The following is a 14,895-nucleotide window of genomic DNA, read 5'->3' as shown; positions in this document are numbered from 1 at the left end:
GTTCAACTTACAACGCTCACTCGCAAATGAGATATTCTGTTTTCGATTGAAAGAGAATCTTTAGATTGGTCGCGCATGACGCGGTACATCGCGCCAGACCAAACGGTTCCTCGCCTGTACGAGCCTGCTTCGGTTGGCGACAACTCGGTGCGACGCAACGAGATTTGAGCGCCCTCACAGGGTTGAAGGCTTGAAACTGACCTGCCTGTGCAGCTCGTCAGCGATGGGATGCAGGAGATGAGGCGCTTCAGCGCCGACCACGCTGTAGCCACATCCCGCGCAGCCCAAGCAGTCTGCTGCATCGATCTGTCTGGATCCTAGAGGGAATTATTTGGGAATGCGCTTGCCAACACGCGCAGTCACTGGCGTGCCAGTGGACGGGCAGCGCTCTTCCTTTGCAGTTGAGCGTCTCATGCCGCTCGTCGGGGTAGCGGAGCTCGTGCATGTGAATCGCGGGCTTTAGTCCAACCAATTTATCGAAAATCTCAGACTAGGGATGTTCGAGACTGCGCAAGATAAAGATTATCTATATATCCGACAAAGCACGTCTGCCTTGCGGAGCCGGCATGGTCACTTTACTGTTGTTAACGCGCTCTTGTATGCGCTCACGTTAACGCTGGTATCCAAATAGGAATTGTGAAAAATGAGCTACCAAGAAAGATCGGACCTTAACCTGTCAGAAGAACTGTTCCGGCTCGCCGGGCCAGATGGGAAGACGTTCAAAGCGTTTCACCACGACGCCATTGCGCGCGCAGATGGGCACATTCCCAACAAGTATCGGGAGCTCGTCGCATTAGGTGTTGCCTTTACAACACAATGCCCGCTCTGCGTTGATTTGCATACAGCAGGGGCGAAACGGCACGGTGCCACTCGTGAGGAAATTGCTGAGGTGTGCATGATCGCAGCTGCCATGCGTGCCGGCGCTGCATATGGGCAAGGACTGCTTGCGTTGAAGCTGTATGACGAGCGGTAGCCTCCACTGAGGTCGCAAATCTGCTAAACGAGGCGGTCTACGAAGCCCAAGGATTGCTCCGGAACCGCCTCGCCCCGGATGGATTGGTGGCCAAGGACTTGGACCATAGGTGCCCAATGCGCCTAGCTTCGAGACGTGTCGGCGGCGACTGCCGCGGCCGTTGAAGCGGCGGGTAGCGCGTTGATGCGTGCGAGCCCACGTCTGAAGCCAGATTCGTTCGACGTCTCGTGTCGCACGCTAGCAGCTTGGGCTCAGGCGACGTCTGAGTTCTTCGGAAATAGGAACAGCCATGGACGATCAGGTTGAAGTGTTGGTCATAGGGAGCGGGTTTGGGGGAGCCATTGCTGCGAAAAAACTAGCGGAAGCGAACAGAAACGTTCTGATGCTAGAGCGCGGTCCGTGGCGAGACACGGTTCCGATGCAGTCGACTGACATCGAAGACTTGGCTCCTCTCCCGCAAGGGCGGCATGCATTTACCTATGGCTTGAGATCCGTTAGGGCTAGTCTTTTTGCAGGCGAGATGGTTATTAATAAAAGAGGGTTTGTCGAGGCATATCTCGGTGACGGCATCAATGTGATTTGCTCTTCAAATGTTGGGGGAGGTAGTCATATCTATGCGGCAGTGTTGGGTAGACCTTTCGACCCCACGTACTGGGATAATCGACATCCGCGGATTTCTCAAGAGCACATGGAAAGCTACTATGACGAGATTCTTACCCTGCTCAACGCAAGGCCCATATTTCCCGATGATATGGTCCCAAACAAACTTGATCAAACCAATTACAAGGGCGAGCTGTCGAATGCAGGGCTAAGAAATGCACCCATTGGCATCCTTTTGCCCAAGAAACCTGGACAGGCGACGAAGGTCACGGCGGAGCACGGGGTTGAGCGGTGGGAGTGCGACATGCGGAATAATAGCTTTCTCGGATCTCCGTCCGGGGCGAAAACAACTTTGGATTTCTCGGTCATCTGGCCAGCAATACAGTATGGCTTGGTTGTACGCGATCTGTGTGAGGTCAAGTCGATTCACAAACTAAGAGGGGAAGGTGAGCGCAAGATGCGATATGAAGTCCGTTATAGAGACCATCGAAGCGGACAGGACGAACGAGTGCTCGCGGAAAGCGTCATCCTGGCGGCCGGTGGCGTAAATACTGTACGTTTGCTAATGAAGAGCCGCGATGTTGATCATGGCCTGGATGGCATGCCACGGTTGGGCTATGGATTTGGCACGAATGGCGGGTTTTTTGGCTTTTGGAAGGAGAACAGCGACAGGGATCTTAGTATTGGTACGCCGCTCTGCGGACCTTTCAGAACAAAAGACTCACTAAGCAAATCTGCACAAATGCTCCGTGCGAGCATTCAGGGTATCGAAGAGGTGCCACTTCCGGAATTTTTAAGAAAGTGGCTGCGCAAGAACTCCTTTATTGTTGCTATTGGGGGAGATGAGGGCAATGGTTTAATGACGATGAGGCGGGGTAAGTTCAAGATCCGGTATAACAAAAATGATAATAATGTTTATCAGGAGATTTCCGATGAAATACGGAGTATAGAGGCTTCAACGAAAACAAAGGTGTACGCTACTGGTGCTCCCATAACAGTTCAGCCCATCGGGGGCGCTTGTTTGGGTAGGTCGAATCTGGATGGTGTCGTCGATGAAAACGGCGAGGTTTTTGACAATCCTGGGCTATATGTGACAGATGCCGCCGCGCTACCCGAGCCACCTGGAGCTCCACCGAGTCTGTCGATCGCAGCATGGTCTGCCCACGTCGCTGATAGGTTGTTGGAATCGCTGCAATGATCTGCGAAGACGTATTTCAGGCTGCAGTGCGCCCATAGCGCTCGCCTATCCGCGGTGTGCTAGCGCGGTTGAATGGAGGCGATCTCTTGGCTACTATTCCTCCCGGAAACCTGCTGTTGCATATGCCCCACCCACTTTAAGTACCCCGGCACGGACTAGCATTGCAGCAGCAGCCGGATAGTGCACTGCTTCTATCCAGAAGCATGCAGCGAGCGAGGGGCTCTTTTCATGTCAGGATGAGCGACGGGTTGTCAAAATACGCCGTATTTGGTCGCAGGCTCCAAGCCGCATTAATCGGGCTTACGTATTAGGATCTTCGTTGAAAGCATCGCACTGTCAGCAACGAACGGCGTTCCGTCGCAACGTGTCCCCAGTGTCGCTGGACAGAGGTCTCGTTTCGTTAAGCTAATGACCGGGCCGAACATTTCACGCAGGCGCGATAGCGAAGGCACGCGCTGGGAACCCAGTGGCATCCGCGACCTTTGGAAACGCGACGACGACAAGAGCTCCGGCTTCCGGCAGCTCGCATAGATTAGCGAGCAATTCAATCTGGTATCGATTTTTCGAAAGAACAAGTCCTTCGAGCGAGAAATCGGAGCGAGATGTCGCGGAGCCGGGGTCTGTGTCAAGTGTTTCATGGCCACAGGCGGTTGCGCCGCAGACATCAAAGAGATAATCGATTACCTCTTTGCTCCAACCGGGAGTATGGGAGACACCTTCGGCATCGAGGTTTTGCATGCTCGCGTGATCGGGCCATCGCTTAGACCAGTCGGTACGCAGTGCCACGAACGCTCCCCGAGGGATTGCGTTGTTGCGAAGCTCCCACTCTCTGATGTCGTCCATCGACACCGTGTAGTCCGCATCATGCTCAACTTTGGCATGGATGTCGATTACAACGAGGGGCAGTAGTTGTTCGCGCACTTCCAATTGGTCCAACGTCCGTAGGTCACCATGAAAATGAGATGGCGGATCCACATGCGTTCCCCACTGCCCCACGTGAGTGAACACGTGCGCCTGGAAACCGTGTTGATCAAGGTTGAAGAGGCAGCTCCTGCTCATCTTGGTAAAGCCGGACCACAGTGGGCTTGACTCGTCGGCTGTGTGGCTAAGGTCAATCCAGCGCCCGGCCTTAAGGATTTCGTGAAGGGTCCAAAACGGATTCGGATCAAGTGCCGCAGCCGCTTCATTTCGGGATGTAAAACTCATTTTGGGCTATCCTGGAAATAGGTGTATATCGTAAATGACCGGATGACCATGCTGCTATTATCACGGGCCAGCGTCTGTCAGGTGAAACGGTTCTGGAGGAGGAACTATGAGAGGGACAACTGAGGGCTTGGAAGATAAGATGCGTCTGTCTTATTGACTCAGCCGGTGAGCTTTCCGATAATCGACAGAACACCACTTGCCAGGCAAAACAAACCAACAGCCAACACTAGGAGATTTGTGGGTTTGCGTCTGTACGGAGCCAATGCCTCAATTTTAAAAAGAGCGTAGAGCGGGAGGAAATAGACAATAAAGACGTTTGCGGGTACGAACAGCGATGTTATCAAGTTGATTACGTTCAGGTTATAAATAGCCGCCCCGACGGTAATCACAAAGACACTAATGATCACAAGCCACGAGAAGCTTTTGCCGCTTACTGTCGAATCGGATAAGCGCAGAAAGTTTTTCCCGAAGCTTCGCGCGCTTTCCTCCGTTGCGAGGTAGTGCGCAAGAAACGCTTTGATGATTGCGGTAAAAACTATCAGCTGCGAAGCGATCGCCAACGCCGGTGTGTCGAACTTTCTGGCCAAGAAAGAAAGAATCGTGAGATTGCTGGCTTTGAGCGTTACGAGCTCTTGCGGCGACAGTGCGAAAATGCAGCTCCAGGAAAAGAAAGCCATCGTGGAAACGGCCAGGGCAGTTGCAGCGAAGAGAATACGGGGGACTTTAGTCCGCGCAGCTTGACCGTAGTGTTCCTTCTGCGCAACGACGAAGCTTGAGACGATGGAGGTGAAAGCGAACGCAAAAACTGTCACTGGCAAACCATCCCAGATACTGCTCGAAAGAAGCTTGATAGTCGGCACCTGGCTGGCTGTTGAAACGATTGAGAAATTCCAATGTGCGGCAGCTAGGAATCCGAAAAACACAATCGATATGATGAACGGGGCGACAATCATGCTCATAGTCCGAACGATAACATTCGTGCCGAAGCGCACAATCAACATCAATGCGGCAATGCTGACCGGCGCAACGACCCACCTCGACACGTCGTCTATGTGCAGTTGAGTTTTTGAGAAATCGATCAGTGTGTTGGTGATGGTGATTGCATAGATCATCATCACCGGGAAGACCGTAAAGAAGTAGGTCGCAGTGAGAAATCTTCCCCACTTAGGCCCCAAAAATTCGTTTGTGGTATCCAAAACATTTCCAGAGTGCTTCCCATGCGTCGCACCCGCAAGAACAAATCTAGCCAGTGCGAGATAGGGGAAGTAAGTTACCGGAAATGCCAGCAAAGTTAGCAATACCATTGGCCAGAAACCATGTGCACCCAACGTAACCGGCCAAAAAAGGGAGCCACCACCAACTGCACACCCATAAATACCAAGCGTCCAAACCGTGTCGTGACGGGTCCAACCGCGGCTGGACGTCTCCACGGTTTTGCTCATAGCGACTGTTTTCATGAAATGGTTTCTCACTGAGTGAAAATCGCGGACTTTGCCGCCATTGTTCAGATTCGATAATTCTGGATAAAAATGCTTGCAGCAACTCGGCAGAGCCCCTTGAAGCGGTTGCGATTTCGACTCATCTGAGATGGATAGCCATCTCGATGACTGCGGGACGATTGAAACATTCCGCGTAGCCCTTCGGACGCTCGGTTCCGACTATCGAAACTAGTACGTAGAAATCCTGACTCGCGGGCCGGAAGTTTCTAGTCCGCCACAGCACCTTGATAAGACCGCGAAGGCGGATCGCTTGATCGCTGGCAGGCCAGCACTCGAGTGAGACGCCGATATGAGCTGCGACTTCAAGGCGGACGTGCAGTGCACCAATGTTGGAAGTGACCGAAGATCGACGGTGCGGCACTCCGGTGTTTGATCGGAGCGGGCACGCTTCGGCGCTTTTCAATTGAGTATCCAGTGCTGATAGAGGGACTCTCCTCTCGTCGCCAGAACGGGTGCGCCTTGTCGAACCCGTACTTACCCTCGACGGTTCCACGTATCGAAACGTGTGATTTCGGAATCCATTATCGATGTTTCAATAGGACTTGCGAATTCGCCCGCTACTTAACAGAAGACGTTTGACGTCGATCGATTGGAGGTCGTTGTGGAAACCAAAATCAGTGATAATGTGGATAGGCAGAGCGGCAACGCTGAACAGCTCCTGAACGAAGGCTGCGCATGTTTGAAGAAGTTTTTGGACACATTCAACTCTGGAGATGCAAAGGCTTGGGCCGAAACACTGCACTATCCGCATGTGCGGATTGCGGGCGGCCAGATTCAAACGTGGGATACCCCTGAAGAATACGCTGCTTCTAACGACGCCAAGCAGCTCGCTGATAGTTCCGGCTGGAGCAGTTCCTCGCACACGAAGTTGGAGATGGTGCAAGCTTCAAATGATAAGTTGCACTTCATTGTCCATTTCGATCGCCATGACGCCAACGGGGCTTTGATACTTCACGCGGAATCGCTTTATATTTTGACTAAAGTTAACGGCAAATGGGGGGCCGCGGCCAGATCCAGTTTTGTCGGTATTGCGGGTACGAACACAGCGTTTTGACGATTCCGGGTCTGCTTTTAAGATATAGACGTTCGGTCGCGGCGCGAAGAATATTGAATTGCGAGATTTTGCGCTATTCTGTTTCTTTCGCTCTAAAAGCAGACCTATCATTTTCAGTCGCACAGATCGCTTTGATGGCGATTACGCTAAACGGCCAATGATAAGTCATATCCTTCTCTCGCGCCGAGCTTCTGTCAGAAGCATCTTTTCTTCCAATGCGTTGACCTTTTCTCGAAGGTGCGGCAACACTTTGTTTCGAAGGCGGATACCTGCTTCCTTACCTCCAAAAAGCGTACAGCTCATCGCTATCGGCGTTTCAGACGCGGGACAGCGCACGGGCATAGCGATAGCGTAATCGCCCTTGAGCCAATCGCCTTCTGACTCGCAGTAACCAAACCGCCCGTGACGTCTAATATCGGCTTCCCAGATCGAGCTATAGATCTCGAACAATTTCGGTTCTTGCACTTTTGACTGATTTACCAGCGATTCCCTGGATCCTCTTGAGTAGCCAAGGATCAGTGCTCGTCCGATAGCAGCCGCAATCCAGGGAACATGCATGCCAATATCAGGAGTGAACCGATTTCCCTTATCTCCGCGAACGCTCTCGATATAAACGACGTCATTTCGGTCACGGATCCCTAGGTTTACAGTGCACCCTGTTGTCGTGGCCAGTTCTTCCATTAATGGGCGTGCTGCCTGGCGGATTTGAATTTTTCCGAGAAGCGGATGACACATCGCAAGCACGCCCCATCCCAAGACAAACTTTTGAGATATCGGATCGCGCGTCAAGCATCCGAGTTGAGTGAGCGTATAGCATAGCCTCGATACGGTCGCTTTAGGGAGTCCCGTTCGCTCACATATTTCTTTATTTCCCAACGCACGATCTGCAATCGTAAATACCCTAAGAATGCTGATTCCTCGTGCTAGATTCATGGAGAAATCTGCATCGTCCGCAAAGGACTGCAATAGTTCGCGAATTTTTCCAAATTCGAGTGCTGCCGGCGGATAGTCGAGATCTTTGTGCGAGGGTTGCTTGGGTGGTCGAAGGCTAGTCGCCGTAGACAGCGCGCTTGCAGTCAGTGCGTTGCTCCTGTTCATGATTTTCTCCAACTTTCAACGTCACTATGCAACGCATCGCTGCGCAATCCCGTTCAACGTTCGACGAAACGCCTGTGCAGATGAAATCCTGGAACGCACTCGCGACATGATCGTCCACGCTATGGTATAGGGCTCGTACATCGCAGCAAAGTGAAAATCATTATTGAATAGATGAAAACCGTTCATCTTTCTTCCCCGGGCGCGTGCGAAACAGCGTCCTTCGCTGCGTTTTCATGAAGTGGCCGCAATTTAAAGAGATGGCGCGTACGGCTCGATACAGTAGTACTGATCGATCATGCTAGCGTTCCGTCCCCTATCCACCGGTCGCCTTGGCGAGCAGCACAACTGTCGCGGTCGCGTTTCGACAATCGACACGGGTTATGCCGCGCTTTTCGGCGAAACTGCCGAGCGGCTCGTTTATGGAGGTCTGGCCCGGACTCACGCGTCCGGTGAAGTGCGCCTGTCGGTGCCTTTGCTTGCTGGGCCGTTAGCGCCCATTTCGGTGATCTTCCGCCTGCTGAGGCTCGCGCATGGACTGGTCGACATAGGCACTTCCACTGAGCGATTTGCGCTCGTACGTGCGAAGCACACTGCAAATCAACTGTGGACAGGTGAGCAAGCGGTGCGATCCGGCACGTGTCCCGCAGTCCTGCGACGCACCGACGCGCGCGCCGACTCTTTGCGTCGCCTGCACCTTACCCGCGACCAAACACCAGGCTGATCTTCGTATGCGTCATTTCAGCGAGGCGCAGAACGCGTCGCACGCGGAGCCGCGTGTCTCGCGACCAGCCCGGCTGAACATGGCCCCTCCGTCGAGATTCTAAAGGGATTGAATCTGACATTGATCCCACTTTCGGACGAATGGGCGGTGCGGCAGATGTATCTGTGCGTTCGAGACCAACCGCTTTCCCGCTCCGTGCAGCGACTATTGGAACACCTTCTCGCGGATGGACCGGCCTCGATTTGCGCATCCGATAGCAACAAGAAAAGCCGCGACACGAATCTTGAGATTGAGACAAGACTTCGTTTGCTTTCAGACGACGGGCCTGTTTGTGTTCTGCTCACGAGACAAGGTAGGCGGCGGTTTCCTTCGCCACCGACGACGTTTGGTTGGTCGCGTCGTTTCGCAGGGTCCCGTCTGATCCTTGGTTCAGCGGAGTCGAAGTGACGAGCCTGTGCGTGCAGATTGGTATGCTTGCGCTCTCGCTCAACGGCGCGCCCGTATGCAGGTGAACTATCAGATCGAATGAAGTCGAACGTCTGGAGAGCATAAAGGCAGTCGTCGGACCGGAGAGTGTTCTCGTAGCATGCCAACACCACGGGCGAATGCACGTGCCCATTCCCACGGGGATCTCAAACGCCCTTAGCGAACTCATTTCTGGAATGCGAGTCGCCTGTGAAAACGCAACGATTTGGATGAGCGATCCAGTCAGAGGTACCATCGCCTCCTGCGTTAATCGCCGCACCTCTAACTGTTGGACAAGGTCGCTTTTGTCTCCGAAGCTGGCCCACAATATTTCCGTTTCGTTAGCTGTTCCTGCATCGAAGAGATGTTCGCACCACATCGAGAGCGATTCGCTCTGGAAGAGAGGGTCTTCCGCAGACGCCGATAACCGCTTACCAAGGACCCAACCATAAGGAGAGAAGGCTTCAGGGGTGAGTTGTTCGACGCGGAGAAGAGGAACTGTCATCGGGAGGCTCGCAGTGCTGGGTTCAACCGGCGACAACTCCTAGCGGTTGCGCCTCGAAGAGGCGACTCCGGAACCGAGCTTGGAGTCGCCACGTGGTCATTACATCTTCACTTCATCAATGAACGACTTCTTGCCGCCTTTATAACTGTAGATCGAGATCACCCCGTGCTTCAGGTCACCTTTCGGGTCGAATGTCGTCTCTCCGGTTACGCCTTGAAAGTCCGTGGTGGGCATCGCCGAGAGGATCTTCGACGCGTCGGTCGAGTTCGCACGACGCATAGCATCGACGACGATATACACTGCGTCGTAAGTAAAAGGTGCGTAGATTTCCATGCCCTGACCGAAGCGCTTTTGATATTTCGCCTTGAAAGCGCTCCCGCCTGGCATCTTTTCTGGTGCGGTTCCCGGCTGTGAGCAGACAACACGCTCTGCGCCGGTACCGGCAAGATCAGGCAGTTTGTCCGAGCAAACGCCATCGCCAGCGAGGATTTTCGATCGCAAGCCAAGTTGCGCAGCCTGCTTGCTGAACGGTCCACCGGTCGCATCCTCCCCGCTATACATAATCGCGTCCGGATTTTCACCCTTGATTTTCGTCAGAATTGCGCGGAAATCGACGGCTTTGTCGTTGGTGGCATTCCGCGACGTTACGTTTATGCCAAGGCTCTTGACCGTTTTCTCGAACTCGTTTGCCAGACCTTGGCCATATGCCGTTGAATCATCGACGATCGCTACGGATTTGATCTTCAGTTGCTTAACCGCATAAGTGGCCAATGCGGGTCCTTGCTGTGCGTCAGTCGCGACCACCCGGAACGTCGTCTTGAACCCTTGCTGGGTGAAGACGGGATTGGTAGACGAAGGGGAAATTTGGGTGATCCCCGCTTCGCTGTAGATTCGGGAAGCCGGGATGGAGGTTCCGGAATTAAGGTGCCCCACCACAGCGACGACCTTGTCGTCGACGAGCTTCTGCGCGACTTGGGTTGCCGTTTTGGGATCCGCTGCGTCGTCTTGTGCGTCGAGTCGCAGGCTGACCTTCTGGCCAGCGATGACAAGACCTTTGGCATTGATCTCTTCCACCGCGAGACGGGCGCCGTTTTCGTTGTCTTTGCCCAAATGGGCGATCGCACCTGTAAGCGGGGCGACATGGCCAATTGTCACCGTCTCATCGGCGTACGCGCTTTGCATAAAAGGTGCAATTGCCGCAACCGCAATCGACGTGGTGGTCAGAATTCTTGCCTTCATCCTACATCTCCTCCAGTGTTTAACTTTGACTCGGTTGCGTAAGAGCTTGTCCGGGCCCCTGCATTTGTACAGCGATGTCTCGGCAGTGGGCATGAGTTTCACGCCACTACAACATCACCGGGTTGCATGATTGCCGATCCATAACTCGACGAACATCGATTGCTACGGGAACGATAGGGATGGCGACCGTTTTAGAAAAAAGGCGTCCGATCTGAGATAAAACTGTGCGGCCGCTTCGACGCATCCGCGCAGCCTTTCATTTGCTCACTTCCATTCGTCTTCGAAGTTTGCGAAGCTACGTTGTCGACGTTCCAATTCCGGGAAGGTCGGCGCTCGCATAGAATTGGAGAACGGGACGCCTAGTGGATCGCCCAATGGGCACGTTGTCCGTAGTTTGGAAAGCGCACGTTGCAATCTTCCTGCACCGATTGAGACAGATTGAGCAGGCCACCATCGCCTTGCGCTCCCCACTGTCTGCACTGTGAGTCGCTGTACAGGTCCGTCCGCAGACGAACAGAAGGACGCGCCGTTGGGGGGTGTCCGCAAAAATCATGGAGAATCGTGAAGACAGCTAACGGACGGGAGATTCCCGCTTCAATTCCCGGCTACGGAATTGTGAGCCCTTATGTGGGCCCAGCAACTACCCGCACTTTCGTCACGCGAGCGACTAGGCAGGTTCATCCTGTAGGGCATGGCCGGTCAAAGCGCCTTGAGGATATCTCGGCCGCAATTGACGCGTGCGAACTGAAGAGCGGTGACACCATCTCCTTTCATCATCATCTGCGAAACGGTGACCAGGTGCTCAACATGGTTCTCGCCGTTGCCGCGCGTAGAGGAATCAAAGATCTGACGATCGCCACGAGTTCGATATTTGGTGTGCATGCGCCGTTGGTCGAGCATATTCGCAACGGCGTTGTAGCTCGGATTCTTACCGCGTATATGTCGGGTCCTGTGGCGGACGCCGTGTCGTCCGGGCTTCTTTCGAATCCCGTCGTGTTTCAGACGCACGGTGGCAGAGCCCGGGCAATAGAGTCGGGTGAATTGCATATTGACGTAGCGTTCATCGCCGCGCCGGCAGCGGATCCCTACGGCAATCTGAACGGCGTCGACGGTCCGGCTGCGTGCGGTCCGCTGGGATATGCAATGGTTGATGCGCAATACGCGGATCGCGTCGTAGCGGTAACTGATTACCTTCAACCCTATCCGTTATGTCCGGTCGATATTTTCCAGGATCAGGTAGATTTTGTCGTGGTTGTTGATTCCATCGGCGATCCGGCCGGTATTCTTTCTGGGACGACAAAACCCACGACCGAGCCGGTCGGTCTCCAGATCGCACAATCGGCCGCTCGCCTTATCGAAGCCTCAGGATTGCTTGAACATGGATTCTCATTCCAGACCGGCGCGGGTGGAGTATCAATTGCGGTAGCCGAGTACGTGAAGGGGCTAATGCAGCGCAACCAGGTGCAGGGAAGTTTTGCGGCAGGCGGTGTGACCGGCGCGCTTGTGGAAATGCTAGAGTTGGGGCTGTTCCGCACAATTTTTGACGTTCAGTGTTTCGACTTGCGCGCGGTGGAATCCTACAGGCGTGATTTCAGGCACCAGGCGATGTCAGCGTCCATGTATGCGAATCCTCATAGCCGTGGAGCAGTTGTCAACCAGCTTGACGTGATGATTTTGGGGGCGTCAGAGGTAGATGTTGATTTCAATGTAAATGTTACCACCGGCTCCTCCGGCATGATCCTCGGCGGCTCAGGGGGACATGCTGATACGGCCGCCGGGGCGAAGCTCGCGATTGTGACGACTAGACTGTCTTCTCGGGCGGGTGCCAAGGTTGTTGGGAAGGTCGACTGCTTGACGACGCCCGGCGAGACCATCGACGCGGTGGTAACAGAGGTCGGTATATCCGTTAACCCGGGGCGAACGGATCTAATCGACCGGTTTCACGCCGCGGGAATCGAACTGATGCAGATAGATGAGATGCTTTGCGCCGCCCGTGCGCTGGCAGGCGAGCCCACATCGCGCGTGCAAGGAGCGGAAGTCGTCGGAGTAGTCGAGTATCGCGACGGAAGCGTCATCGACTTGATCCGGGCATCGCGATGAGATTGGCGACCGCTCAATTCTCTGGACGCGGCGGCCAGGGAGCCGAAGTGAACGGCAATTTCCTCTATCAATAGGAGTGTTCTTCGCCGGGGAACATGCCTTCTTTTACTTCTCGAACAAAAGCTTGAATGGCGCTCTGGACGGTTTGTTGGCCATTCATAAAATTCTTGACGAAACGCGACGCCTGCCCGGGGTATATGCCCAGCATGTCATGGAGCACAAGCACTTGGCCTGAACATCTTGGACCAGCGCCGATGCCTATGGTAGGAATTCGGATTTGGTCAGTGATGGTCGCGGCGACACCAGATGGCACGGCTTCCAACACAAGGAGCTGTGCACCGGCCGCTTCCACAGCCTGTGCGTCTTTGCTGAGACCCGCGGCGGCCACGTCCGTCTTGCCTTGCACGGTAAACCGCCTAGCGCATGAACCGATTGTGGCGTGAGACCGATATGGGCACACACAGGAATCGAGCGTTCCACGAGGAAACGGATGGTACTCGACAGGAAAGCTCCGCCTTCCAGCTTGACCATATGTGCACCGGACCTTATCAACTGAACCGCGTGTCCGTAGGTCTTTTCTGGAGAGCCCAGGCAGCCGAAAGGAATATCGGCGACGATCATGCAGCGGCGAGTACCCCGCGCGACACAGGCAGTGTGATAGGCGATGTCATTGATATCTACGGGAAGCGTGTTGGAATGTCCCTGCAGCACGTTGCCGAGTGAGTCACCTATAAAAGCGATATCGACACCGGCACGATCCAGGAGCGCCGCGAAGGTTGCGTCATAGCACGTTAGCATCGTGATTCTCTCACCACGCCTGCGCATGGCTATCAGATGAGGTACCGTAATGACGGAGCGCGCTTCGTCCCGCAGGTAAGCCATGAAGTTTCAACCAACTAGATGAACATCCAGAAATTGTATGTTCAGCGAGTCGTGTAGTGTCTCCAAAATGGAGAAGCCAACGTCGCTAAAATAGATGGTTGCCTCAACTGCGGTAAAAAATGCACACGTACGGTCGTTGTCGACCGCAACGTGTGCGAAACGCCACTCGCAGGCAATCTCAAGCTAAGGCGCGGAGATCCAACGATACTGAGACGGGAAAATCAGAAGCTGTGGCGCAATCCCACGACGGTGATGACTTGCGACGATTTCCCGGCGTCGATGTCATAGGAACCTACAACCGCTTGGGCCTCGCCTGCACCGTTCTGTCCCGAGGCATGCGTATAGCCCGCGATTGCGTAGACGTCGGTACGCTTGCTCAGGTTGTAGTCTGCGCCGAGGCTGAACATGTGGTATTTGGCAGACGAGTCACCACTCGACTTCGTATAGTTATATCCCGCGCCAAGAGAGAAGTTCGGGGCGACCTGCCAGATGCCAAATGCGGATGCATTCTGGTACTTCTCGGACGACGTGAAAGCCGACGAAGCGTCAGGATTGTACTCGGTAAAGCTGTAGGCCGCGCCGAGTGTCACGCTCCCCAGTACATATTGGCCGCCGACCCGCGTGCTGTTCACGCTTCGGGCAGATGCATAAGCGCTGTTGACGGCGCTGTTGAACAAAGAATCGGCCGAGCTGGCGGGGCGCGTGACCAGACGTGCGTTGCCGTAGTCTATGTGCATGTAACCGGCAGCGATGCCCAGAGTACCGTTGTTATACCCGGCGGAAGCACTGTAGGTCTGCCCCGAGCCAACGGAGCCCGCGACACCGCCGAAAGAGTAGAGAGCTTCAACGGTAACCCCGCCCCAGGAGGGGCTCACCCACTTCACTGAATTGTTGATGCGAATGCTGTTGTCGTAGTTATCGAAGTCGCCGGGCGGAGCGAACATTGCGCCGAAGTAGTTGTCACCCGTCAACGGCTGAACCTGGTCGACGATCGGGTCATACTGACGCCCCAATGTCACGGTACCGAGCTTCTCGTCGCTGAGACCGATATACGCCTGACGTCCGAACATCCGGCTACCCTGACCCAACGTTCCATTCGTCGGGTCGAAGCCGTTTTCGAGCTGGAAAATGGCCTTCAGGCCGCCGCCGAGATCCTCGTTACCCTTAAGACCCCAGCGGGAGCCTGCGAGACTGCCGGACATTGTCGTGATCTGAGTGCTGTTTCCACCAGAGTTATGTACGTATGCAATCCCCGTGTCGATGATGCCATAGAGCGTCACGTTATTTTGTGCATGCACGGGGGAACCGAGCACTGCCAGACAAAGGGCTGACGACTGGAAAACGAACTTTTTCAC

The 14,895-nt window shown here is 54.4% G+C and carries 10 protein-coding genes and 1 pseudogene; 4 read left to right on the top strand and 7 right to left on the bottom strand.

Annotated elements, in window-relative coordinates; genetic code table 11:
• Positions 1-643: 643 nt before the first annotated feature.
• Both GCT13_RS27030 and GCT13_RS27025 read left to right on the top strand, forming a co-directional pair.
• Positions 644-973 carry a carboxymuconolactone decarboxylase family protein gene (locus tag GCT13_RS27030; RefSeq protein ID WP_087739511.1) on the top strand — a complete coding sequence of 110 codons (330 nt, stop codon included), beginning with the start codon at positions 644-646 and terminating at the stop codon, positions 971-973.
• A gap of 289 nt (positions 974-1,262) precedes the next feature.
• Entirely contained in the window at positions 1,263-2,771 is a 1,509-nt protein-coding gene (locus tag GCT13_RS27025) for a GMC oxidoreductase (RefSeq protein ID WP_087739512.1), read from the top strand.
• 426 nt (positions 2,772-3,197) lie between these two features.
• Here GCT13_RS27025 and GCT13_RS27020 read toward each other — a convergent pair whose 3' ends face one another.
• Positions 3,198-3,977 (bottom strand): cyclase family protein, encoded by a 780-nt coding sequence (locus GCT13_RS27020; protein ID WP_087739513.1) that lies wholly within the window; start codon positions 3,975-3,977, stop codon positions 3,198-3,200.
• 158 nt (positions 3,978-4,135) lie between these two features.
• Positions 4,136-5,434, bottom strand: coding sequence for an amino acid permease (locus GCT13_RS27015; RefSeq protein ID WP_227747030.1), 1,299 nt, complete (start codon positions 5,432-5,434; stop codon positions 4,136-4,138).
• A 643-nt stretch (positions 5,435-6,077) separates the two neighbouring features.
• Between GCT13_RS27015 and GCT13_RS27010 the strand changes: the two genes are divergently transcribed.
• Positions 6,078-6,530 carry a hypothetical protein gene (locus tag GCT13_RS27010; protein ID WP_143811148.1) on the top strand — a complete coding sequence of 151 codons (453 nt, stop codon included), beginning with the start codon at positions 6,078-6,080 and terminating at the stop codon, positions 6,528-6,530.
• Positions 6,531-6,695: 165 nt separating this feature from the next.
• Here GCT13_RS27010 and GCT13_RS27005 read toward each other — a convergent pair whose 3' ends face one another.
• The 3 genes from GCT13_RS27005 to GCT13_RS26990 form a co-directional block, all read right to left on the bottom strand.
• Positions 6,696-7,628 (bottom strand): IclR family transcriptional regulator, encoded by a 933-nt coding sequence (locus tag GCT13_RS27005; RefSeq protein WP_227747029.1) that lies wholly within the window; start codon positions 7,626-7,628, stop codon positions 6,696-6,698.
• A 1,061-nt stretch (positions 7,629-8,689) separates the two neighbouring features.
• Positions 8,690-9,319 (bottom strand): ureidoglycolate lyase, encoded by a 630-nt coding sequence (locus tag GCT13_RS51290; protein WP_328590443.1) that lies wholly within the window; start codon positions 9,317-9,319, stop codon positions 8,690-8,692.
• A gap of 99 nt (positions 9,320-9,418) precedes the next feature.
• Positions 9,419-10,501, bottom strand: coding sequence for a branched-chain amino acid ABC transporter substrate-binding protein (locus GCT13_RS26990; RefSeq protein WP_227747033.1), 1,083 nt, complete (start codon positions 10,499-10,501; stop codon positions 9,419-9,421).
• 618 nt (positions 10,502-11,119) lie between these two features.
• Here GCT13_RS26990 and citF point away from each other — a divergent pair.
• A complete protein-coding gene (citF, locus tag GCT13_RS26985; RefSeq protein WP_087739517.1) occupies positions 11,120-12,658 on the top strand; it encodes a citrate lyase subunit alpha in 1,539 nt (512 codons plus the stop codon).
• A gap of 67 nt (positions 12,659-12,725) precedes the next feature.
• Here the strand turns inward: citF and panB are convergent.
• Positions 12,726-13,540: pseudogene (gene panB, locus GCT13_RS26980) on the bottom strand (3-methyl-2-oxobutanoate hydroxymethyltransferase).
• A 221-nt stretch (positions 13,541-13,761) separates the two neighbouring features.
• On the bottom strand, positions 13,762-14,895 hold the full coding sequence (locus GCT13_RS26975) for a porin (RefSeq protein ID WP_087739518.1): 1,134 nt from the start codon (positions 14,893-14,895) through the stop codon (positions 13,762-13,764).

This window comes from Paraburkholderia franconis (assembly GCF_009362735.1).
Taxonomy (GTDB): domain Bacteria; phylum Pseudomonadota; class Gammaproteobacteria; order Burkholderiales; family Burkholderiaceae; genus Paraburkholderia; species Paraburkholderia franconis.
The sequence above is the reverse complement of the archived record's forward strand: the minus strand, read 5'-3'. Positions and strand labels throughout refer to the sequence as shown.